Genomic DNA, 22,761 nt, shown 5'->3' with positions numbered 1-22,761 from the left:
AAATGAACGACTCACCGCTGATAACCATATTGTTCTAAGAGGTCGCCGCAAATATCCGCCAGCATTTCATCTTCATCAGCTGAAGCGCCTTTGTAAGGCTGTGCGCCTATGTTATACCGTTCGGAAATTAATTCCGTTGCAGCGCCAGCTTTATCATTCGACATTCCGAGCCATATCAACGTATCGAGAAACAACTCTTGATCTGAGAAAAGATCTTCAAACCTCACTACCCGATATCTTTCACCCAAGTCGCGACAATCATTCTCAATCACTCGATTGACGAGCGTCCAGAACCAAAACAATCGCACATGCTGGGACATTTTCAGCCAAAGGCGCGCGGTTTTAATCCCAAGATGTCTCGGCTTAATCAACCAATAAGGAAAGAAGCGACTCACCAAACCCTTGAAGCCTCTAAAAACACCATGTCTGAGATGTGATTCAGCATATGTTTTTGGATCTCGAACAATATGTAAAATTCGCACCCCTTCAAACTGATCCACGAGCAGATCGCACAATCCAAACATGAAATTGTTGGACTCGACATATATTTCATGCGCCTGCCTTTGAATCAGACCGCCTCTGAAGAACCTAATAAAAAACAACGACCATCGATCTGATAATAATCCAGAAGCACGAAGAGTCGAAATGATCCTGAAAATCCTGCTCGGGCTCGGCTCATGATAAGCTGAAATTGTGTCTCCGCTGACTTGATGCAGTACTTTAGCCAGGGACTGTGTACCAGTCCTACCCGTTGACACAATGAAGCTACATCTCATTCACGCTTCCTCCCCAACGAAATATAAATCAGGCTAGTAACTTGCTCGGAAATTAGTCCAATAAGAAATATAATGACACCGGTTGTTAAGAGCAACGCAGACATGTTCGTAAACCTGCCCATCTCTATAAGGGTATATATGGCGTAGACTGAACCCATCAATAAGAAAGAGATTGAGATCGGAAAAAAAACCTTGAGCGGACTATATAAAGTCGCGACCTTAAAAATGATTAACAGAAAACGAATGCCATCTTTGATCGGATTTAAGTGACTCTTTCCAGTTCGCTTTTTAACTGATATCGGGTAGTAGCCTACCGAGTAACCAGCTCGAAAAAACGCCATAGTAAGGGTTGTCGGATAGGAAAACTTATTTGGCAAGAGTTCAAGAAACTCTAGAGCCTTCAGACGCTTGACAATGCGAAAACCAGATGTCAAATCGAGAATTTTCTGCTCAGTGATTTTGGACGCAAGAAAGTTATATATCTCATTTGCAAGATGCCTATGGTAATTTGCCTGTCCTGATTTCGAGCGCGCACCGACAACCATGTCGTAACCACCGGACTCCAAATGACTGAAAAGCGTCTTGATATCGGAAGGACTATGTTGCCCATCTGCATCCATCATGACTATTAGCTCTGATCTCGCACTCAGGATTCCAGTCTTGATTGCCGCTCCGTTGCCCTTTGAATACGGATGACAGATCACCCTAGCACCAGCTAGCTTGGCTTTTGTTGCAGTGTCATCTGATGACCCATCATCGATCACCAAAACCTCGTTCACAAAGCCAATCTTGACCAGTTCGCTCACGACCTGCTGTATTGTGCCTGCCTCGTTTTTCGCAGGAAGAATAACGTCAATAGATCCAGATACTTTCATCCTAATTCACACCCTTGCGTTCTGATCGTTGAACCTTAAATGCCTCAATTACCTCTTTCACATCGTTCAACTCAATACTGTTCTTTTTCTTCTCAAGCGGATTTATAGAAGAGTTTATATGATTTTCGCTTCTTTGAAGAAATTCTTCTGCATCTTCAAATAGGCCAGCTGAACCGAGCAAATATGCAGCATTGAGTAAGTAACCAACATCGTTTGAAAGGTCATAATTAGACTCCAGATAATAGATTGACTTCCCAAGATCGCCCTGTATTTTCGCGAGCCTTGCCATGTTGTTTTCGATACTGATTCTAGCACCGGTAACCTGGTGAAAAGAGCTGGACTCCAAGTATGCTGAAATGATCGTCTCCAGATCATTCAAATCCAGATCACAACGATCAGTACCAGCTCGCTCAGTTAGCCAGTTCAAGCCCTCAAGACTTGCATGTTCAAATTTTGCTCTCTCGATCACATGCAGAAGTTCTTCAAGATCGTATTCAATAAAACTTCCATTAAAGTGGTTGCACCTGTCCACAATAAAACCATACAAATAGTACCCGGCATCGTTTGTCGTGTTGGCCTGACCATCTCTGAAAACTTTTTTTGCTTGAATAAAACGGCCCTGCTCAAGCTCATGTCGGACGACCTCCAACCTCGCTCTGAGTGATTCAGGTTTATCCTGTAGCCAAACATGAAACAAAACCCCGGATTGACCCCACGTCGATGCTGAGCTATGTGTTACAAAAGCCAAAATAAGAATATATGGTATAAAAATGAGAACCGTTATTTTTTTTGCTAAAAAGGTGTATGTGCCAACAACAATTGCAATCCAAAGTCCGAGCAATGGTAGATAATTCCTATGCTCAAAATATAGTTCTAACGGTAAAAATGTTGACTCTAATATATGACCGAACAAAAACCACCCAATACCGAAGAACGCCAACGGTATTTTCCGGCGAAACAATGTACTGAATGCAAGAGTTCCAAGCAAAAAGCACCAGCTGAGAAATGTAGAAATCGGCTGAAACAGTTCTCTTGACACCTCATAATCATCGTGAAATGCGCCTGTCGCTGACATTCTAGGAATAAATATTTGCACCAAATAATCTAAAATCACCCGGCCTTGCGTCATTAACCTCTCGATCATCGTAAAATCACGCTTGGCATATAGCTCATGCATTCGTGAAGCGTTAATACCATAATACGACACGAGCATCAGCACTAAAACAGCCGAAAATAAGATTGCTGTTTTGTATAAATGAGGGCTCTCATTTTTTGACTGCTTAACCAGGAATCCCATACAAGCTGCATAAAATACGACAGAAACGGCAGTCTCTTTGAACAACAGCCCGATCAACGTAACTATGCCCGATAAAAAAATAAAAGCTGTTGCTTTCAGCCTATTATCTTCACTCCATGCATATGTCAACAATATAAGAGCTAAAACGGACATTGTTCCTGACAAGAGTGTCATCCGCTGAATTGTCATAAATACTGCTGAGACCTGGATCGGTGAAATTGCCCAAATTAGCGCAATTACGAAACCCAAAAATACAGACTCTTTTTTCGAATCTTTTTTTACTATTAATAAAATACGGTAAACAAGCCAGAACACCAGTAAAGCATTTAAAGTATGAATTAAGACATTGGTAAATTTAAATTCTAACGCGGGCGCAGGCCATGCATTATCATCTATTAGTAGCGCTAGAAAGCTTAAGGGTCGTCCGGTTGCACTTGATCCGCTACTAATGAGATCAAGAACTTCGGCAGCAGTATCGATTTCTCCATCGTTACCTGCCAGTTTCTGGAAATGAATTGGATCATCCAGAAGGAATGGACCGGTAATCCCGGGCTTGTACAGAAGAATAACTACCGTCAATAGAGCAAAGGGCAAAAGTAGTGAAAGTATGTATTTCCAATCTGCACGCATAATTAATCCAAAAAAATAGCCGGCTTGTAGGCCGGCTATTTCAAACACTTTCAAGAGTATGAACGGTAAGCGCTCAGCCTCAGTTAGCGGCAGTTAGCCGGACGATATTTAGCTTCCACGTCACCGCCATTACACGTCCATTCGACGCTACCTGCAGTTACAGAACCACGATAAACGATGTTTGAACCTGCAGTCACGCCTGCTGCTGCCTTGAACACAACAGAAATAGTCGTATTGTTAATCGCAACGTTGCTTACGTACTGGGAATTGGGGGAGGTGTAACCTGCACTAGTAGCGTTGTTCGGCCAGTTTGACGTAGAAATTCGGTATTCAGACACAGTAGTTCTCGCAGCATTAGCAGCTGCGATGCCTTCAGTAATCTTTGCGCGAGTAGTGTAGTCCTGGTAGGCAGGAATCGCTACCGCTGCGAGTATACCGATGATTGCTACCACGATCATCAATTCGATAAGCGTGAAGCCCTGTTGCGCCCGGTTGATCTCGATATTTTTCATTATTAAACCTCTGCGTAATTCAGTTTTAGTCTCAAAATGACCCCACAGTTGGCGACTATTTACCCCAACCGTCTTGAGCCCTGCATCATTCAAGCAGGTCGCATGCCAAGTTCGTTAGTCAACGCGCGAACTCTTTGGTTTCAGTCACTCAGTCGAGTACCTACCATGGCGGAATCGCCGACCAATTGTAAAAAAATGTCAATTTGCGTCAGTCGGTGACAAAAATGGGCACCCCAGAGCACCATAATGCGGCCTAAAATCAAACTCTCACCGAATTGAGGCCGGCGTTACAGTTGGTGACTTCCAAAACCAATCCCAGCCAACTAAACTCAGGTTAACTCACACTAACCAAATTTTCAGCAACTTAGGCAGCAGTCCTTATATTTTTTATGGCTACCAATAAAAGCAATGTCACGCTCACAGGTCTCGCGCGCCGATTTGTCGAAGATGGCCTACTTGACGAAGCCACAGCAAAGGATGCATTTCTCCAAGCATCTCAGAATCGCATACCTCTGATCACTTACCTGGTACAGAACAATTTAGCGAATAGCCGTGGGCTGGCGTTTTCCGCTGCCATGGAGTTCGGCGTATCGGTGTTGGACCTCAGCGCCTTTCTGCCAGACATGCTTCCTGAGAAAGTGGTCGACGAGAAACTCGTACGCAAGCACAACGCGCTTCCGCTGTATAAAAGGGGTAATCGACTTTTCATTGCGGTCTCCGACCCCACGAACATCCAGGCCCTTGATGAAATCAAATTTAATACCGGACTGAGCACAGATGCAGTATTGGTCGATGACGCCAAGCTCCGAGAGGCCATCGACAAATATTTGGAGTCACAAGATACATCGATGGGTGATCTAGACGATGCCGACCTTGAGGGCGTCGAAACCGAAGCCGGCGATCAGGATGATGATGGCAGCGTTGCCCTAACCGAAATCGACGACGCACCCATTGTCAAATACGTCAATAAGATGTTGCTTGACGCCATTCGTGGCGGTGCCTCGGACGTTCATTTCGAGCCCTATGAAAAAATCTACCGCGTTCGATACCGAACTGACGGGATGCTCAAGGAGATTTCCCGCCCGTCTATAAAACTCGCACCGAAAATTTCCGCACGTGTAAAAATCATGGCGCAGCTGGACATCTCTGAGCGCCGGGTTCCTCAGGACGGGCGGATCAAGATGAAGCTTTCCAAAACCAAAGCCATCGATTTCCGGGTGAATACGCTGCCCACCCTTTGGGGTGAAAAGATTGTTCTGCGGATTCTGGATCCGAGCCAGGCTAAGCTGGGTATCGATGCGCTCGGGTATGAAGAAGACCAGAAACAACTTTACCTGGACGCCCTGAAGCAACCCCAGGGCATGATTCTGGTCACGGGACCCACTGGCTCTGGTAAAACGGTATCGCTGTACACCGGTTTGAACATCCTCAACACCGCTGAGATCAACATTTCCACCGCGGAAGACCCTGCGGAAATCAATCTTGAAGGCATAAATCAGGTAAACGTGAACAATCGCGTGGGTCTGGGGTTTGCAGAAGCGTTGCGGGCGTTTCTGCGTCAGGACCCGGACGTCATCATGGTGGGTGAGATCCGGGACCTCGAAACCGCCAACATTGCCATCAAGGCCGCGCAAACGGGCCATATGGTTCTCTCCACACTCCACACTAACAGTGCGGCAGAGACGCTGACCCGGATGATGAACATGGGCGTGCCTGCTTTCAACATTGCGACGTCTGTCAGTCTTATCATTGCCCAACGACTTGGGCGGCGCCTGTGCGTGGCCTGTAAAGAACCCTTGAAAGTGCCCACCGACATCCTTTTGGAGGAAGGGTTCACACAGGAACAAATTGATACAGGCTTCACGTTGTACCGCCCCAAGGGCTGTGATAAATGCAATGGAGGATATAAAGGCCGCGTCGGTATCTATGAAGTGGTCAAGATTACCGACGAGCTGGCAAACATGATTATGGAAGAGGCCAGCTCCATTCAAATTGCAAAACAGGCGCAGGCAGACGGCTTCAGGAATCTACGCCAGTCGGCCCTCCGAAAAGTGATTGAGGGCGTGACCAGTCTAGAAGAAGCTAACCGCGTGACGAAGGATTAAGCATGGCAGAGAAAGCACAGAAACTGGAATCGTTTATCTGGGAAGGCAAAGACCGGAAAGGCAATAAGTCGAAGGGCGAGTTGCTTGGATCTAATCTTGCGCTTGTCAAAGCTCAGCTTCGCAAACAGGGCATAGTGCCTGACAAGGTAAAAAAGAAGCCCAAACCGTTGTTCGGCAGCAGCAAGAAGATTACTCCTTTCGACATTGCCATGTTGACTCGGCAGCTCGCTACAATGATGAAAGCAGGCGTTCCGCTTGTACAAAGCTTCGACATAGTTGCGGATGGCCTCGAGAACAAGGGGCTGCAAGATCTCGTAATGAGCATTCGCAACGATATTGCGTCCGGCACCAGTTTTGCTGGCGCCCTCAGTAGACATCCAAAGTACTTTGACGATTTGTACTGCAACCTCGTTGACTCGGGTGAAAAGGCGGGCGCGCTGGAACAGATGCTTGACCGAATCGCTACTTACCTTGAAAAAACAGAAATCCTGAAAAAAAAGGTCAAGAAGGCGATGACGTATCCTATTGCCGTGGTGGTGGTTGCCATTGTTGTGACTGCAATTTTGTTGGTGAAAGTGGTTCCTCAGTTTGAAGCCCTGTTTCAGGGATTTGGTGCAGACCTTCCTGTTTTCACTCAGATGGTTGTCGGATTATCAGAATGGATGCAGCAGTGGTGGTTCGCGGTGCTTCTAGGAATCATGGGTACTGTATTCGTCTTTAAGGAAACTAAACGCCGATCGCAAAAGTTTTCTGACGCTGTGGACAAGTTTAGTCTCAGAATCCCGATTGTCGGCGAAATATTGGATAAATCTGCAGTAGCGAAATTCGGCCGCGTTCTATCAACCACCTTCGCAGCAGGTGTGCCGCTGGTAGATGCGCTTGAATCAGTATCTGGAGCGACAGGCAACGCTGTATATCGCGACGCAATCCGGACAATAAAGAACGATGTCTCCAGTGGCACTCAACTGCAGGCATCAATGCGCCGAGTTGACGTTTTTCCTACGATGGCGGTTCAGCTTACAGCCATTGGCGAAGAATCCGGCAATCTGGACGAAATGCTGTCGAAGGTGGCGGAGCATTACGAAGCAGTAGTTGATGATATGGTCGATAATCTGACCGCCCTAATGGAGCCAATGATTATGGCGGTTCTTGGCGTGCTAGTAGGCGGTTTGATCGTTGCCATGTACCTGCCGATCTTCCAGATGGGCATGGTCGTCGGCTAACGTTTCCTCTGTGGCGTCGGGTTACACTCCACTAATCCGACCCACCCTTCCTTCATTTTTTGCTTGTCCGGAAAATTCATGCAATTCCTTGATGCTCTGCTATCCACACCCTGGCTCATCTACTTCACCGTCATCTTAATCTCCCTCTGCATCGGCAGTTTCCTCAACGTGGTGATCCTGCGCTTACCAAAGATGATGCAGCAGGACTGGCGCTGCCAGTGTGAGGAGTTTCTGGAGTTGCCGGAGGGCCAGCGCAAGCCGGAAACACCCATCACCCTCTCCTCGCCAGCCTCCACCTGCCCGTCGTGCGGCCACCGCATCCGCGCCTGGGAGAACATTCCGGTCATCAGTTATCTGTTGTTGCGGGGTCAGTGCTCCGCCTGCAAAACGCGGATCTCACCGCGCTATCCGATGATTGAGGCGATCACGGCAGCATTCTCCGTGATTACCCTGGCCATTCTGGGGCCGACGGAAGCGGCGTTGTGGGCGTTGCTGCTGGTGTGGTCGCTGGTTGCGCTGACGATGATCGATTTCGATACCCAGCTGCTGCCAGACAGCATCACGCTGCCACTGATGTGGCTGGGCCTGGTGCTGAACTATTTCGGCGTGCTGACGGACTTTCACAGTGCGTTCTGGGGCGCGGTGGCCGGTTATCTGTCGTTGTGGTCGGTGTACTGGCTGTTCAAGCTGGTGACCGGTAAAGAAGGCATGGGCCACGGCGATTTCAAGTTGCTGGCGGCGCTGGGCGCCTGGCTAGGCTGGCAGTTGCTGCCGGCGGTGATTCTGCTGTCATCGGTGGTGGGGGCCGTGGTAGGTATTTGCCTGATTGTGTTCCGTAATCGGGGACGTGAGGTGCCGATTCCTTTCGGGCCCTATCTGGCGGCGGCCGGGTTGTTATCCTTGTGGTTTGGTGCCGATATTCAGGCATGGTGGTTCGGGTTCCTGGGGGTTTGACGGTGGTAGTGATCGGTTTGACCGGCGGCATTGGCTCTGGCAAGTCCACAGTGGCCCGGCTGTTCGGGGATCTTGGGGTGCATTGGGTGGATGCGGACATCGTCGCGCGGGAAGTGGTTGAGCCGGGCACCCCTGCGCTTGCCCACATTGCTGAGCATTTCGGGCCAGACATCCTCCTGCAGGACGGCCATCTGGACCGCGCGCGGCTGCGCACGGTCGTCTTCGAGCACACAGAAGAGAGGGCGTGGCTGGAAGCACTGCTGCACCCGGTGATCCGCGATGAGCTGATTCGCCAGCTGCATTCCCGGGATACGGACCCGGCCTACACCCTGCCCTACGTGCTACTGGTGTCGCCCTTGCTGCTGGAAACCGACCAGCATGAACTCGTGAACAAGGTGATTGTGGTCGACGTGCCCGAGGACGTTCAGATTGAACGCACCATGGCGCGCGACGCCAATCCCCGTGATCAGGTGGAGCGGATCATTGCCGCCCAGATGCCCCGCGAAAAACGCCTGCACAAAGCGGACGAAGTGGTTGATAATACGAAGCTGATAAGCGACGTGGAACGTCAGGTCAGTGAGCTACACACACAGTTTAAGGTGGCCTTTGGGTAAGCCTTTAATAAAGCGAACATGGGCTGTCCTCGGAATGGGCTGTTTGTTGGCCACGGCCAAGGTTAGCGCCGCTGAGCCGGTGTTTGTTGTGCAGGACCCCGCCGTTGGCGATGTGCTTTCCCCCGCATCGCTGCCCCCGGATTTCTTCGACTTCTCCCCCGACGAGTACTGGCTTGAGCCCAGGGATTCCTACTGGATGAATTTCAGTAACTGGGTACTGCGCCAGGAGCGCACCCAGAGCGAGCGCATCCAGGCCCTCGGCGAATGGGCGGATCGCACCTTTTCCGGGGAAGACGCCGGGCTGCCCAACAACCAGAGCTATCTGAGGCTGGGCTTTGCGACCGAGTCCGAATACGGCGACCCGGCCCAGTTCGAGCCGGAAGCCCGGTTCCGGCTGGACGTACCCACCGTGGAAGAAAAACTGCGGCTGGTGATCGAGAGTGAGAGCGACGAGCTGATCCCCCTCTCGGAACGGCGCCGTGACCGCGCGCTCACCGAAGATGAGCGCTCGGAAACCGAGGCCACCGGGGCCCTGCGCTACCTGTCGGAGGTGGGCGACGCCATCAACCTCAGCAACGACGTGGGTGTGCGGCTGAGATTCCCCACCGACGCCTTCTGGCGCGCCACGGCCGACAAGCGCTGGCAACTGGATGAAGATTGGAGTCTGAAAGCCCAACAACGACTGTATTATTTCCACCAGGATGGCTGGGGTGCCCGCAGTTCGGTAGCGGTCGGCCGCGATCTTGGCAATGGTTGGGATTTCCTGTCCGCCAGCGAGCTGGAATGGGTCCATGACGACCGCATGTTCGACGTGGCGCAAACCTTCAACTTCTACAAGCGCCTGAATAACCGCTCCACGCTGAACCCCCGCTTCGGTATCCTTGGCGAAAGCCAGCCCACCTGGCGACAAACCTCCCTCTTCGCTGACCTGACCTACCGTTACCGGTTGCACAGTGACTGGTTGTTCGGAGAGATCATTCCGGCGCTGGAATTCCCCCGTGACGAGAGCTTTAAAGATCGGGCTTCTCTGATTCTGCGAATCGAATTGTTTTTCTCTGGCCAAATTGACCGACGATGACCTACACCCCGCAAAATGCCCTGACCCTGACGCCCATCGCCTACACCCGCTCCTGTTTCAGCGACAAGTTCGGCGTGCCCCGGCAGCCGGGACTGACCCGGTTCGCCCGCGCAGACCTGTTGATTGAGGCGCCCTTTGATCGCGAAGAGGCCTTCCGCGGACTGGAAACCGCCAGCCATCTGTGGCTGACCTTTCAGTTTCATGAGGCGGTACGCGAGGACTGGCGGCCGGTCGTGCGCCCGCCGCGGCTCGGCGGCAATCGCAAAATGGGGGTCTTTGCCAGCCGCTCGCCGTTCCGCCCCAACAGCCTGGGGTTGTCGGTGGTGCGCAATGAGGGCCTGTGCCGCAGAAACGGCCAGCTGGTCCTGCAAATCAGCGATCACGATCTGATCGACGGCACCCCGATTCTGGACATCAAACCCTACCTGCCGTTTTCCGACTCGGTCCCCGGGGCCACTCTGGGCTGGGCGGACACGCCCCCCACCGACCGCATGGCGGTGGTGTTTCTCGATGAGGCCACAACCCAGCTGCAGAACCTGCCGGCGGATCGCTATCCGCAATTACGGGAGCTGATCGAGGATGTGGTCAGCTACGACCCCCGCCCCTCGTTCCGCCGGGGCCGGGACGAAGATCGCGTTTACGGGGCGCACCTGTATGATCTGAACGTGCGTTTCCGCTTTGTTTATGACAACGCCGGAGAACGTGTCGAAGTGCTAACTGTCTGTTAAACTGGCGGCTGTTTGGACAAATGTTCATCAGTCACAGGGAATGCGTGTCTTGCCTTTGATCCGGTTATTCAAACGAATAGGTGTACGGCCATTGGCAGCCCGGTTGCTGGTCTACGTATTGCTGTTCAGCGTGGTGCTGTCTCTGGCGGCAACCGGCCTGCAGATGATCGGCGAATACGATCGCCGCACCGAAGACCTGCGCTACACCCAGCAGCGGGCCGCGGATCTGATTTCCGGCTCGATGAGCAACAACATCTGGCTGATGAACTTCAGCGAGGTGGCCAACAGCCTCGATGACATGCGCGCCATGCCCGTGATCCAGCACGCCCGGGTGGTCACCTCCAACGGTGAGGCGTTCAGTACCGGCACCTATCCCGAGGGGCGGGTGATTTCCCAGTCGTTCCCGCTGATACTCAACCGCCCCCAGTACACCGGCCCCCGCAACCTGGGCACGCTGACCGTGACCTCTTCTGTTGAGCAGGTGCACGACGAACTCATGGACCGGGCGCTGTTTACCCTGCTGTTCCAGTCCCTGATCGTTACGCTGGGCACCCTGGGGCTACTGCTGATCGTGCGACTGACCCTGTCACGACATCTGGAAACCATGGCGGATTACGCCGCCCGCCTGAATCTGGACGCCCTCATCGAGCCGCTGAAACTGCGCCGCAAGGCTCCCCGGTCAGCCGATGAGCTGAGTGAGCTTGAGCAGGCCCTGAACACCATGCGCCTGCAATTGCTGGAGGACACCCGCTCCCTGCGCCAGACCACTCTGCAATCCCAGGGCGAACGTGATGAGGCGGTGCGCGCCAACCACGCCAAGAACCAGTTTCTGGCCAACGTCAGCCACGAATTACGCATACCGCTGCAATCGGTGCTGGGCTACGCCACCCTCTTGGGCGACACACCGCTGGATCAGGAACAGCGGGAGTTCGTACAGACTCTGCTGAGCGCGTCCGAGAGCCTGTCCGCCATCATCAACGACCTGCTGGACATCTCCAGCATGGAGGCCGGCAAACTGGTGCTGGACGACCTGCCCTTCGACCTGCGGGAAACCCTGAACGATCTGGTGCACATGCTGGGTACCCGCGCGCGGGAAAAAGGGCTGGCGCTGGAACTGCGGGTGGATGAAAACCTGCCCTGGGCGCTTCGTGGTGACCCCGTGCGCCTGCGCCAGATCCTGCTGAATCTGACCTCCAACGCCATCAAGTTTACCGATTCCGGCCATGTGCTGATCAGCATTGAAGTGCTGGGCCGCAAGGACAACCGGGTACGCCTGCGCCTGGCGGTGGAAGACACCGGGGTCGGCATCAACCCGGAAGACACTCCGCTGGTGTACGAGCCCTACATGCAACTGGGCCAGAGCTTCCAGCGCCAGCTCCCCGGTGCCGGCCTGGGTCTGACCATCTGCCGCCAGCTGGTCAAACTGATGGACGGCTCCCTGGACCTGGAAAGCCGGCCCGGCGAAGGCTCCACCTTCTGGGTGGAGGTGTCGCTGCCGGTGGCGCCGGAGAGCACCACCCGCGTCCGTCCTGATACCCGCATGATCCGTGGCAAGCGCATTCTGGTGGTGGACTCCTACGAGCTGTCCCGCAAGATTACCCTGGAAATGCTGTCCCGCTTTGAATTGCAGATCGAGGCCGTGAAGGCCGCTGGTGAGGCCCTGACCTCCGTGCGGCTGGCTTCCGATAACCAGCAACCCTACGACGCGATTGTGCTGGACGGTTTTGTACCGGATATGGACAGCGATCTGCTGTGCCGCCAGATCCGCAGCAACCCGCAGTGGACCGGCACCCGCCTGCTGGTGTTGTCATCCAACCCCCAGCGGGGCGATGCCGAGCATTTCCGCCAGGCCGGTGCCGACGCGTTCCTGAGCAAATCCCTGCGGGAGTCCTGCCTGACCCCCATCCTGCATCAGCTTTTTGCCGACCGCGCCGCCGGTGACCGGCGGTTCCTGACTCGCTTTTCCCTGCAGGCAGTCAGCGACACCTCCCGCCGTCGCGAGTTACCCTGTGGTCGCATGCGGGTGCTGCTGGTGGAAGACAACCCGGTCAACCGCACCCTGACCCGGCGCCTGCTGGAAAAATTGGGCTGCGATGTGATGACCGCCAATGACGGCGAGGCAGCGGCCAGTTTATTACAATGGCACCCGTTCGATCTGGTGTTCATGGATTGCGTGATGCCGCGGGTAGACGGGTTTGAAGCCACCCGCCGCTTGCGCCAGTGGGAAAGCGAGAAAAGCCGTAGCCGTGTACCGGTGGTGGCACTGACCGCCAGCGCCATGGAAGAGGACGAGGAAAAATGCCGCGTGGCCGGAATGGATTCCTTTGTTGCCAAGCCTGTCAATATTGAAATGTTGCGGGCAGTACTGGAACAATACTGCAGTATGTCCACACCATCCTGAAGGTTGTTATGAACGTAGAGTGCCCCAACTGCAAAAAATCCGTGGAATGGAGCGAAAAAAATCCCTTTCGCCCGTTTTGCTGCGAACGCTGTAAACTGATCGACCTGGGTGCCTGGGCCAACGAAGAATACCGGGTGCCGGCCCAGAATGTGTCGCCGGACGATCTTGACCAGCTCGACACCATTGACCCCCAGGACGGAAATACCCGTCACTAAAGCCTTATTAACAAGCCCTTACCCCGTTTTAAGTTGAGCCTCCCGCGTCAGCTCGGTACCATTTTACGAATTCACTGACCCATAAAAGGTAGAAGAATGAAATTGACCCGTATGTCCGTTCTTGCCCTGTCTCTGGCCGCTGCACCGGCCATGGCAGCTGATCTCGACCTGAGCCTCACCAACGATTCCGTGAAGGGCCAGGTGAACTTCTTCGGCGTGAACTCCGACCTGCAGTTGGGTACCGGCTACACCTACCATGAGGGCAGCCGCCACATCGGCAACGTGGATTTCCACGCCCAGGGCCGCACCGCACTGGGCAATCTGCCCACCACCGCCGGCATCGGCCTGCGTGCCATCGGCTGGGACGATGACGATCTGGACGGCGGCGCCGTGGCCCTCGGTGGTTTCGCCACCGTCAACATTCCCGACGTGCCTGGCCTGTCTGTGACCGGTGGCCTGCACTATGCACCGAGCATCCTGTCGTTCGGTGACTCCGAGGACATGACCAGCCTGGAACTGCGCGCCAGTTACCGCGTGATTCGCAACGCCGAAGTGTTCGCCGGATACCGGTACCTGAACACCGATCTGGATTCCCCGCTGCGCGGCGACGTGAATCTGGACGAAGGCGTGATGGCAGGCATGAAGATCTTCTTCTGAACCTGACTGTTCCTTCGATTGAGTCAGCGGGCGCCCCATCGGGCGCCCGTTTTCGTTTCGTGCCCTGCCTCACTCTTTGCAACCGGCGCCCTTGCTAGACTGCCCGCTCATGTTTCGGGAATGGACTATCACTGGCATGGTTTCGCACGCTTTCTCTGGTCATCACGAATCCCCTCACCTGCTCGGACGTCCCGGGCTTCGCCTGCTGACGCTGATCCTGACCGCCGCCCTCCTCAGCGCCTGCGGGGGCAGCAGCGCGACAGACGAAGCGGGATCCCGGGGCAACAGCTTCCCGCCGGCCAAGAATGCACTGGATGATTTCAGCTCCGGCAGCACCGGTGATTCCAACAACACCAACGGACTGGCGCAGAACGAGGTCCGTGTCACCGTGGAGGTGCCCGCAGCGGTGGCACCAAACGGCGAGCCCACCCGTCGGAACCTGCGTATCGTGGCGCCGGACCGGCTCGAGGTGTATCGCACCGGCCCCAGTCTGCGCCCTCTGGGCTCTGTGAATATATCCCGGCGCACCGAGGATAATGGCCGCGAGGTCATAGCATTTGAAGACGGCCTGCCTCTGGCGCCGGATGTCATCATCGAGGCGGTTTACGGCAACACCCGCATGCGGGCCCTGGCGGCGGATTCGGATCGGGACGTGAAGGTGAATCCGTTCTCCGAGTACCTGGTGACCAACACCCTGGCTGGCTATTCCAACACCCAGTTCCGCGAGATTCTGGACTGCGTGGACGACGCCAGCGGCGAGCTGTGCCTGAACAAGTATGTGTGGTCCACTCTGGCAGATCAGGTACACGATTTCGAAATTGACATTCCGGACAACCGGGATCTCGGTGAAGCGCTGGACCTGCTGGGCAATCGTGGCGATTTCGCCGGCTACGTCGCCAGCATGGCGGAGTATGCACTGCTGGATGAGCAGTCTTCCGGGCGGATCAGTGCCAGCTCCGCCGATTACAATTCGGTGTTCGTGGGCATGGAGCTGGGCCAGACATTCCGGGAACCCAGTATTGCCGGTTCCGGCCAGTGGGGTGTTCGCACCGCCCAGGAAGAAAGCGTGACCGACAACAACGGCACCGGCTACGTCTACCCGGCCCTGACCCTGACCAGTTTCGACGCTTTCAACATTCGGGTGACGTCTCTGGCCAACGACATTCCCTACGATCGCGAGGCACTCATCCATCAGGCCGGCAATAACTTCTTCGAACGCGGCTCCGACCAGTGGGATCTCAACACCCACGCCTCCTCACCGGGCGCTGCCACGCTGGTGGACGAAACTCGCCTGCTGGCCGGGCGCGCGTTGTACCAGAGCATTACCGGCGAGGGCAGTTCCGAAATCATCGGCTGGACCCGAAACCCCTACTATCTGGATGCCTTTGTCAGCGCCACCGGTGGCGACAATGACGCTCCGGACCGGGTGTTGAGCGGCTACTTCAGTGCCGGCAAAGCCATTGAGCTGGAATCCAGCGCCGGTGAACTGAAACGCCGCCGCACCCTGGAAGATCATTACGTTTCGGTGCTTGAGGTCAATCTCCTGCGCGATCAGGGGTTCAGCCTCGAGTCATTGAATGGCAAAGACTACAACGTGGTGTACCTCGCCAGCCGTTTCAGCGAGGGCAGCGAACCCATACAGATTGAATCCGGCGCAGGGACATGGGGTATCAGTGGCAACACGGTGGCGCAGGTCATGCCCACCCTTACCATGGCGCGGGCCAGTGACGGCACCGTGAGCGGTCCGGTGGCTGGCATTCGCGATGGAAACCAGACCATCAGTACACGGCCCTCACGACTCAGCGTCGGAGACCGGGAGATTGGCCGGCTCAACCTGGACATCAGCAATTCCGCCGGTCAATTCGGCACCCCGCAGCTGGGTGCAGGCGCCAGTAACCCGGATGGCTCGCTCCTGGCGTTCAATCTGGACAACGGCGTGACCGGCGACGGCATGCTGGTGGCTGCCGAGCAGGCCGCCAGCGCGCCCGCATCCGGACGCTTTCGGCTTCAGGGATTCAGCATGGGGCTGGCTTTCGGCGAGAACCGGCTCCGCCATTTTGACAATGCCCTGCTCACCATCAACTCGTCCAGCGACGCAACCCTGGCGCAACGCACCATCGACATTGTGCATTCCGTAGCAACGGAGAGTGTCTCCACACCGGTGCTGGATGACGGAGACAACGTGGCGCTCGCCTACACTGCGGGTATGGGCGGCCAGGTGACCTTTGCGGCGGGGGATCTCACGCTGGAAGGCTTTGTGACTGCCGACCAGGACCAGTTTTTCCTGCAATTGCGGGACAGCGCCGCCGGCGAGCAGAGCCTCGGTTTGTTAATGGCCACCCGCCTTCCGGACTGATTGTCGGGTTAGCGCAGCGTAACCCGACGCCCGTCTCAACCTGGCGTAAAACCGGCGTATAACCTGTTATAATTCGAGGTATGTCGAATCTATCGCGAGGTTTTATGTCTGCTGGACTCCGGGCGCTTTTGCTGGTTCTTCCTCTGGTGGCTGCGGTCATCTGGGGCAGTATTCACACACCGGATCCCGTCCCGGGCGAAGACGATGACGTCGCTCTCTCGTCCCTTCCCCCTCTGCCCTCCTGGGCAGGCGACGCGCTGCCGGATTTCAACCAGTACCGGGATGCCACCGAACGCAAGGCGGCTTTTTTCTCATTCCTCTATCCCCGCATTGTGCTGGCCAATTCCCGCATCCTGATTGAACGGGATTATCTGGAGGCGCTCTCCCGAAAAGACCAGCTCAGCAGCACCGAGCGCACCTGGCTGGCAAATCAGGCGCAGCGGCTGAGGGTTGACGAGGAACCCGGAAGCCCCGAGCTGTTCGATCTGCTGCGCAAACGGCTGGATGTTATATCACCGTCGCTGGTGCTCGCCCAGGCCGCCAATGAGTCCGCCTGGGGCACCTCACGCTTTGCCACCCGGGGTAACAACTTGTTCGGCCAGTGGTGTTTCTCCAAGGGCTGCGGGCTGGTGCCCCTCGGACGTGCCGAGGGGGCCACCCACGAAGTGGAGAAATTTACCTCTCCCTATCGCTCGGTGCGGGCTTATATCCAGAACCTGAACCGCCACCCGACCTATCAGGTATTACGGGATGTGCGTCTGGAACAACGGGCCAACGGCAAGCTGGCGTCGGGGTCGGCACTGGCTGCCGGCCTGATCGGCTATTCCGAACGCGGCGAAGACTATGTAAAAGAGATTCGCAGCATGATCCGCTACAACAACCTCAACTACTTTGACCTGGCGTTCAGCGACTCGGTGGACGGCAGCACCAGCATAAAGCTGAAGCAGTTGGCCTCGGCCAGCCGAGAGAACAGCCTCATGCCTGACCACAAAACCGCGGATTGACGCATTACCGGGGGATTTCCAACGATGCTAGACTTTTTACCTGCGCCGCTGAAAGGCACACTGGCGGCGCTGCTGATACTGCTGAACACCCTGATCCTGTTTCCGGTGCTGATTGTGTTTGCGCTGCTGAAACTAATCATCCCGGTGACGTCCGTTCGCAAGCTTTGTACCGTTGCCCTCAACACCATCGCGTTTATCTGGATCGGCTTCAATAACCGGTTCCTGGATCTGCTTCACCGGATCGACTGGGACGTGCGCGGCGCCGGGAATCTGAGCCGGGAGCACTGGTACTTCGTGACCTGCAACCACCAGAGCTGGGCCGATATCCCCGCCATTCAGTATGTGCTCAACAGCCGCATTCCCCTGCTGAAATTCTTTCTGAAAAAAGAACTGATCTGGGTGCCTTTTCTCGGCGTGGCCTGGTGGGCACTGGATTTTCCGTTCATGCACCGGCACACCAAAGAACAAATCGCCCGCCGGCCTGAGCTCAAGGGCAAAGACATTGCCGCCACCCAGGCCGCGTGCGAGAAATTCCGCTACACGCCGGTTACCATCTTCAACTTCATGGAAGGCACGCGCCTGACCCCCGCCAAGCACGCGGGCCAGAAGTCTCCGTACAAGCATCTCCTCAAGCCACGGGCCGGTGGCACGGCCTTCGTGCTGGGCGCCATGGGTGAGATGCTGCACACCATGCTGGATGTGAGCATTGTGTACCCGGATGGCAACTCCGGCTTCTGGGATTTTTTGTGTGGACGCACCCGCCGCATCGTTATCGACGTTCAGGTGCGGGAAATTCCCCAGCGTTTCCTGGGCATGGATTATGAGGGCAGCCGCGAGGTGAGAACCGATTTCCAGCGCTGGGTCAGTCAGTTATGGGCGGAAAAAGACGCGCGGATCGAAGCCCTCAAGAACGAAACCGAAGGCAACCCGGAAAACGTAGGTCGGGTCAGCGAAGCGTAACCTGACATCCGACACTCGGCACCCGCTCACAGAAGCCCCAGCTCCCGCGCCCGAACGATGGCCTGGGTGCGGGATTTCACCTCCAGCTTGGCGTTGATGCGCCGGGCATGGGTTTTCACCGTGTGCAAAGAGATGTGCAGGCGGTCGGCAATCTCCTGGTTGGAGAGACCGTTGGCGATCAGCTCCAGCACCCCCTGCTCCCGGTCACTGATAGGCTCGGCCAGCGGTACGGCGTTGACCTTGGCGGCTGACAAACCATAAAGCTGCCCCAGCGCGCGGGTAAACTCGCCCTCCGGCAATTGCGGGTAGGTTTTCTCCATCAGCTCGCTCATTTCTGCTCGCAACTCTGCGAAAGGGCTGATGAAATGCTCGCGCGCGGCCACATTGACCGCCTGGGACAGCAGTTTCTGGGCCGCGCCGACACCCTTCTCCCGCAGGACCACCACGCTTTCCAGCAACCGCAGATGCAGATCTACCGCAAACGGTGTCACCCGCCCACTGTTGAGCCGGATGCTCCTGAGCGAATCTGCGGCTTTCACATCATCACCACGGGCCAGTGCGATACGCACCTGCAATGCATCCAGCAAACCGGGCATCATGGGGATCAACTCGGGTACCCGACGGCTGGCCCGGTAGGGCTGCAGGCGCTCCATGGCATGGCTTGCGCTCTCGATATTGCCCGTCGCCAGCCAGCAACTGGCTTTTAGCGCCTCCAGGACAGGCAGATAGGCCGATTCGTCCACCTGCCAGGCATGCATCGTACGCTCTGCCCTGCCGATCCACACAAACGCGTCCCCAAGTCGCCCTTGAGTACGGCAGATCAGCACCCGCAAGGCCATGGCCAGCAACAAGCCCAGGTCATGGGTCTGTTCTGCGTGCCGGCCACAGGAGACCAGCAGTCGATCCGCTTCCGCCTGGCGCCCTTGGTGCCAGAGCACCAGTACCAGGTTGAGCTGCAGGCGTGTCTCGCCGACCCGTGTCGGGCGCAGGGTCTCATTCATGATGGTATCGAGCCCGGTACGCAGCAGTTGCTCTGCATGGCGCAAGGCGCCCTTACCGAGCTCAATCCGCGCGTGGGTGTACACCGCCAGTACCTCCGCCCCCATGTCTCCGGCTTCCCGCGCCAAACGGGTCGTAGCGCGGTTCGCCTCACGGGCTTCGGCAAATCGACCGGCGGCGCAAAGCGCACTGGATCGCACCATTTGCGTTACCAACTGCCCCTGGGTGGACAGTGTCTCGGCCGACAGCGCAAGGTCAGCGGCTTCCAGCGCCTCCTCAACGTGACCTTCACCCCGCAGGATAAACGCCTTGAGCGCGTTGACGCGGCCCGCCATGGCGTCGTTGTCCTGCGCCCCAAGGCCATCCATCAACGCTCTAGCCTGCCCGAACTGGCCGCCGATGGCATGGACCCAGCTGTACACCACACGCAGACGCGCGCTTTGCTCCAGCAACCCCATAGGCAGCGTGCGGCGCAGACGCAGAAGCGACGCCGTATCCTGTCCGATCAGCAGCGCTTCTGAGCCTTCAGACGCAATGCGCACCGCCTCATCACTGTTCTCCGACAACAACGCATACCGGAGGGCTTCCGGCAGCTGACCGCGCTGGCTGAACCAGCGGCTGGCCGCCAGCGCGCGCTCGCAAGCGCCATCAAGAACAGAACTTCGCAGCCATTCGTGCAGCAACGGATTGAAACGAAACCAGCGTCCACGCCCGGACAGCGAACGCAGCGGGAGCCCCGCTTCCGCCGCCACCGAAGGCCGGAATCCCGGATCGCAGGCAGGATCCGTCAGGCACCCGAACAGGTCGTCCGACACCAGGTCCATCTCGGCCATGATTCGCAAAGACCGTTGTTGTGGCGGAGTCAGACGGGCAAGCACAGAGTCCCGCAGAAACCGTTCAACGCTGATGGTTTCCTGGATCGGCACCCGTGATTCCGCCAACACCGAGAGCTCGCGTTGATACAGTGCCAGAGGCGTCACCCAGCCATCAGTGATGGAATAAAGGTGATCCACAGCCACCGTGGTCAGCTGGCTGGTGGCCAGCGCATGGTCATAGAACTCAAAGGTTTCCCGGCGGGTCAGCTCAAGGGATTCCGGTCCAAAACGAGTGAACCGGCCCTCCAGTTCCGACTTATGGGTTTCAAAGGGCAACGGCTTGCGGGATACCATTGCCAGTGACAGACCTTTCGGCAACTCGACCAGCAACTGCTCGAGCAGCTCAATAACCACCGGATGGCTCAGAGCGCCAAGGTTATCCAGCACCAGCACGCCATTACGATCAGCCTGCTGCCAATACTCATTGGCCAGCATCAATGACAGCGCCTCGCTGAGGTTGGCCGATGAGTGAATCAGGGAGGTATCCGCAGAAGCCTGGGGGTCCAGAGCAATGGATAACAAGGTCAGCAGGCGGGACGGCTCGTTATCCTGAACGGTGACGCCGATCCATTTGACCCGCTCCGACCGACAGTTGGCCGCATGCAAAGCGGATAGCAAGGCGTGAGATTTACCGTAACCGCAGGGTCCCTCAAGATACACTACCGCGCCGGGTTCAAGCGCAGCCTGAATCCTGGCGGTGAGCGCCGGTCGTTTGAGATCCCCGGAAGGTGGAGACGGTATCCGGACCCGCTGCTTGAGCAGATCCCTGACCAGTTCACCGCGATAACCTCCTGCCGCAACCGACTGGAACTCGTCGTTGGCGGCACTGCCATCGTCAAATGGTTTCACACTTCGCCCCGTTCAAGTCCGGCAGACGGGCACGCGAAATGCCCCATCATTTCCGGAATATGCATTCGATGCATGTTTATGCGGCGACCATCGTCGGGTACGCCTTTAGTATGAGTGAGAGGTTAAACCAAAGGGGGGGTTAGCTGCAAAACTTTGACTTGCTGACGGTTATTTTCGTGGCAAATAAATAACGCCGAAGTATCAGAACATTATGGCAGGCAAAAAAACGGCGGGCCGAGGCCCGCCGTTCTCAGACAAATGTTCTGTCTTACCGCGTACCGGCGCGGCGCAGAGCGGCCGGCGTGTAGTCACGGGAGCTGCGGCTGACACCGAAGGTGTACGGATCGTTCTCTTCGTTGGTCAGGCCAAGGGCCAGGTAACGACCTGAGAGCAAATCGTACAGCGTCTCAATGGCATACCACGGGACTTGCACATCATAGAACTGCATGGCGTGCGCCTCGGCAACGCGCCACAGTTCACCGCGACCATCGTAGTGATCGATCACAGCGGCCTGCCAGGTATCTTCATCAATGAAGAAGTCACGCTGGCCATAGATGTGACGTTCACCCTCTTTCAGAGTTGCACGCACGTGCCAGACACGGTGCAGCTCATAGCGCGCCAGGTCCTGATTGATATGACCGGCTTTGACGATGTCGTCGTAGCTCACGCTGCGATCAACCAGCTTGTAGGAGTTGTACGGGATGTACATCTCTTTCTTGCCGACGATCTCCCAGTTATAACGGTCAGGAGCGCCGTTGAACAAGTCAAAGTTGTCGGTGGTACGCATACCGTCTGCTGCGGTACCCGGTCCGTCATAAGCCACCTGAGGCGCGCGACGGACGCGGCGCTGGCCGGCGTTGTATACCCAGGCACGACGGGCTTCAGCCACCTGGTTCAGCGTGTCGTGAACCAGCAAGACGTTGCCTGCGAGTCGAGCAGGTGCAGTGATTGCCTGCTTGAAGTAGAACAAGACGTTGGGATCCTTGGCAGGATCGAAGTCTTCGAGGCTGGCACGCCATGTGAACTCGTCCTGGAATTTCACCACGCTGTAAGCGCCGTTTTCAGTCGGTGTCACCTGCCCAACGTTTCGCTGAACGGATCCACCGCGGTAGCGGGTGATGTGGTTCCAGATGGCTTCCACACCCTCTTTAGGAAGCGGGAACGGAACACCTTCCTGGTAGTTCTCGATCCCGTTGCCCCCTGCGACCAGTTCAGACGTCGTCGCGTTTTCCACGGTCTGATCCATAATGGCCTCAGGGTAAGTCGCGGTACGGCGAGTCTGATAGACCGGGATCTTGTAGGTGTCGTACTTCTTGATCATCGCGACCTGGCCCGCGGACAACTTATCCGCGTATTCGTCAACGTTGCTTTGATCAATAGTGAACTTGACCTCATCGCTCGCGAACGGATCCAGATAGATACCGTCGTTGTTGTAGCCTGCCGGTGCTTGTTTCAGACCACCGTCCCAAGCTGGGATCTCACCGCCGTTGCCGGCTTTTTCAGCGCCAACGGGAGTCAGAGAGGCACCCAGTTTGGCGGCTTCCTCAGAGGACACCGCGCCGAAGGCGTTGCCGGCAACCAGAGTTGCAGCCAATACGCCGGAGGCCAGTAGTTTCTTGTTCAGTTTCATTTAAATTACCTCGTTAAACGAAT

At 55.9% G+C, this 22,761-nt stretch carries 18 protein-coding genes; 12 read left to right on the top strand and 6 right to left on the bottom strand.

Annotated elements, in window-relative coordinates:
- Positions 1-11 precede the first annotated feature (11 nt).
- The 4 genes from R0125_RS04385 to R0125_RS04370 all read right to left on the bottom strand — a co-directional run bounded on the left by R0125_RS04385 (position 12) and on the right by R0125_RS04370 (position 4,090).
- Positions 12-500 (bottom strand): hypothetical protein, encoded by a 489-nt coding sequence (locus R0125_RS04385; RefSeq protein WP_317237273.1) that lies wholly within the window; start codon positions 498-500, stop codon positions 12-14.
- A 272-nt stretch (positions 501-772) separates the two neighbouring features.
- On the bottom strand, positions 773-1,651 hold the full coding sequence (locus R0125_RS04380) for a glycosyltransferase family 2 protein (RefSeq protein ID WP_317237272.1): 879 nt from the start codon (positions 1,649-1,651) through the stop codon (positions 773-775).
- A gap of 1 nt (position 1,652) precedes the next feature.
- Positions 1,653-3,578 (bottom strand): hypothetical protein, encoded by a 1,926-nt coding sequence (locus R0125_RS04375; protein WP_317237271.1) that lies wholly within the window; start codon positions 3,576-3,578, stop codon positions 1,653-1,655.
- An 83-nt stretch (positions 3,579-3,661) separates the two neighbouring features.
- Entirely contained in the window at positions 3,662-4,090 is a 429-nt protein-coding gene (locus R0125_RS04370) for a pilin (RefSeq protein WP_317237270.1), read from the bottom strand.
- 389 nt (positions 4,091-4,479) lie between these two features.
- Between R0125_RS04370 and pilB the strand changes: the two genes are divergently transcribed.
- From pilB to R0125_RS04310, 12 genes are all read left to right on the top strand, one after another.
- Positions 4,480-6,195 (top strand): type IV-A pilus assembly ATPase PilB, encoded by a 1,716-nt coding sequence (gene pilB / locus R0125_RS04365; RefSeq protein WP_317237269.1) that lies wholly within the window; start codon positions 4,480-4,482, stop codon positions 6,193-6,195.
- 2 nt (positions 6,196-6,197) lie between these two features.
- Positions 6,198-7,418 carry a type II secretion system F family protein gene (locus R0125_RS04360; protein ID WP_317237268.1) on the top strand — a complete coding sequence of 407 codons (1,221 nt, stop codon included), beginning with the start codon at positions 6,198-6,200 and terminating at the stop codon, positions 7,416-7,418.
- A gap of 78 nt (positions 7,419-7,496) precedes the next feature.
- Positions 7,497-8,372, top strand: a complete 876-nt coding sequence (locus tag R0125_RS04355) for an A24 family peptidase (protein ID WP_317237267.1) — start codon at positions 7,497-7,499, stop codon at positions 8,370-8,372.
- Positions 8,345-8,986 carry a dephospho-CoA kinase gene (gene coaE, locus R0125_RS04350; RefSeq protein WP_410797552.1) on the top strand — a complete coding sequence of 214 codons (642 nt, stop codon included), beginning with the start codon at positions 8,345-8,347 and terminating at the stop codon, positions 8,984-8,986. Before R0125_RS04355 ends, coaE begins: the two co-directional genes overlap by 28 nt.
- Before the next feature lie 34 nt (positions 8,987-9,020).
- On the top strand, positions 9,021-10,064 hold the full coding sequence (locus tag R0125_RS04345) for a hypothetical protein (protein ID WP_317237266.1): 1,044 nt from the start codon (positions 9,021-9,023) through the stop codon (positions 10,062-10,064).
- Positions 10,061-10,792 carry a tRNA (N6-threonylcarbamoyladenosine(37)-N6)-methyltransferase TrmO gene (tsaA, locus tag R0125_RS04340; RefSeq protein ID WP_317237265.1) on the top strand — a complete coding sequence of 244 codons (732 nt, stop codon included), beginning with the start codon at positions 10,061-10,063 and terminating at the stop codon, positions 10,790-10,792. The genes R0125_RS04345 and tsaA overlap by 4 nt, the downstream gene beginning before the upstream one ends.
- A 40-nt stretch (positions 10,793-10,832) precedes the next feature.
- Positions 10,833-13,193 carry a response regulator gene (locus tag R0125_RS04335; protein WP_410797551.1) on the top strand — a complete coding sequence of 787 codons (2,361 nt, stop codon included), beginning with the start codon at positions 10,833-10,835 and terminating at the stop codon, positions 13,191-13,193.
- Positions 13,194-13,201: 8 nt separating this feature from the next.
- Entirely contained in the window at positions 13,202-13,408 is a 207-nt protein-coding gene (gene yacG / locus R0125_RS04330) for a DNA gyrase inhibitor YacG (RefSeq protein WP_317237263.1), read from the top strand.
- A 96-nt stretch (positions 13,409-13,504) separates the two neighbouring features.
- Positions 13,505-14,065, top strand: coding sequence for a YfaZ family outer membrane protein (locus tag R0125_RS04325; protein ID WP_248182994.1), 561 nt, complete (start codon positions 13,505-13,507; stop codon positions 14,063-14,065).
- A 136-nt stretch (positions 14,066-14,201) separates the two neighbouring features.
- Positions 14,202-16,421: a hypothetical protein gene (locus R0125_RS04320; protein ID WP_317237261.1), complete on the top strand. Its 2,220-nt coding sequence runs from the start codon at positions 14,202-14,204 to the stop codon at positions 16,419-16,421.
- A gap of 104 nt (positions 16,422-16,525) precedes the next feature.
- Positions 16,526-17,425: a glucosaminidase domain-containing protein gene (locus R0125_RS04315; protein ID WP_317237260.1), complete on the top strand. Its 900-nt coding sequence runs from the start codon at positions 16,526-16,528 to the stop codon at positions 17,423-17,425.
- A gap of 24 nt (positions 17,426-17,449) precedes the next feature.
- Positions 17,450-18,385: an acyltransferase gene (locus tag R0125_RS04310; protein WP_317237259.1), complete on the top strand. Its 936-nt coding sequence runs from the start codon at positions 17,450-17,452 to the stop codon at positions 18,383-18,385.
- Between the two features lie 26 nt (positions 18,386-18,411).
- Here the strand turns inward: R0125_RS04310 and R0125_RS04305 are convergent, their stop codons facing one another.
- A complete protein-coding gene (locus tag R0125_RS04305; RefSeq protein WP_317237258.1) occupies positions 18,412-21,108 on the bottom strand; it encodes a LuxR C-terminal-related transcriptional regulator in 2,697 nt (898 codons plus the stop codon).
- A gap of 268 nt (positions 21,109-21,376) precedes the next feature.
- Positions 21,377-22,738, bottom strand: a complete 1,362-nt coding sequence (locus R0125_RS04300) for a DUF1329 domain-containing protein (protein WP_317237257.1) — start codon at positions 22,736-22,738, stop codon at positions 21,377-21,379.
- Between the last annotated feature and the right edge of the window lie 23 nt (positions 22,739-22,761).

Origin of the sequence: Marinobacter sp. M-5, from assembly GCF_032911545.1 — a bacterium.
Taxonomy (GTDB): Bacteria; Pseudomonadota; Gammaproteobacteria; order Pseudomonadales; family Oleiphilaceae; genus Marinobacter; species Marinobacter goseongensis.
The sequence above is the reverse complement of the archived record's forward strand: the minus strand, read 5'-3'. Positions and strand labels throughout refer to the sequence as shown.

Bases quoted from the DNA above. Each gene is read 5' to 3' on its own strand.
- R0125_RS04370 (WP_317237270.1), bottom strand. From the start codon at position 4,090: ATGAAAAATATCGAGATCAACCGGGCGCAACAGGGCTTCACGCTTATC.
- yacG (WP_317237263.1), top strand. From the start codon at position 13,202: ATGAACGTAGAGTGCCCCAACTGCAAAAAATCCGTGGAATGGAGCGAA.
- R0125_RS04345 (WP_317237266.1), top strand. From the start codon at position 9,021: ATGGGCTGTTTGTTGGCCACGGCCAAGGTTAGCGCCGCTGAGCCGGTG.
- R0125_RS04355 (WP_317237267.1), top strand. From the start codon at position 7,497: ATGCAATTCCTTGATGCTCTGCTATCCACACCCTGGCTCATCTACTTC.
- R0125_RS04375 (WP_317237271.1), bottom strand. From the start codon at position 3,578: ATGCGTGCAGATTGGAAATACATACTTTCACTACTTTTGCCCTTTGCT.
- coaE (WP_410797552.1), top strand. From the start codon at position 8,345: ATGGTGGTTCGGGTTCCTGGGGGTTTGACGGTGGTAGTGATCGGTTTG.
- pilB (WP_317237269.1), top strand. From the start codon at position 4,480: ATGGCTACCAATAAAAGCAATGTCACGCTCACAGGTCTCGCGCGCCGA.
- R0125_RS04310 (WP_317237259.1), top strand. From the start codon at position 17,450: ATGCTAGACTTTTTACCTGCGCCGCTGAAAGGCACACTGGCGGCGCTG.
- R0125_RS04380 (WP_317237272.1), bottom strand. From the start codon at position 1,651: ATGAAAGTATCTGGATCTATTGACGTTATTCTTCCTGCGAAAAACGAG.
- R0125_RS04315 (WP_317237260.1), top strand. From the start codon at position 16,526: ATGTCTGCTGGACTCCGGGCGCTTTTGCTGGTTCTTCCTCTGGTGGCT.
- R0125_RS04360 (WP_317237268.1), top strand. From the start codon at position 6,198: ATGGCAGAGAAAGCACAGAAACTGGAATCGTTTATCTGGGAAGGCAAA.
- R0125_RS04325 (WP_248182994.1), top strand. From the start codon at position 13,505: ATGAAATTGACCCGTATGTCCGTTCTTGCCCTGTCTCTGGCCGCTGCA.
- R0125_RS04335 (WP_410797551.1), top strand. From the start codon at position 10,833: ATGCGTGTCTTGCCTTTGATCCGGTTATTCAAACGAATAGGTGTACGG.
- R0125_RS04300 (WP_317237257.1), bottom strand. From the start codon at position 22,738: ATGAAACTGAACAAGAAACTACTGGCCTCCGGCGTATTGGCTGCAACT.
- R0125_RS04320 (WP_317237261.1), top strand. From the start codon at position 14,202: ATGGTTTCGCACGCTTTCTCTGGTCATCACGAATCCCCTCACCTGCTC.
- tsaA (WP_317237265.1), top strand. From the start codon at position 10,061: ATGACCTACACCCCGCAAAATGCCCTGACCCTGACGCCCATCGCCTAC.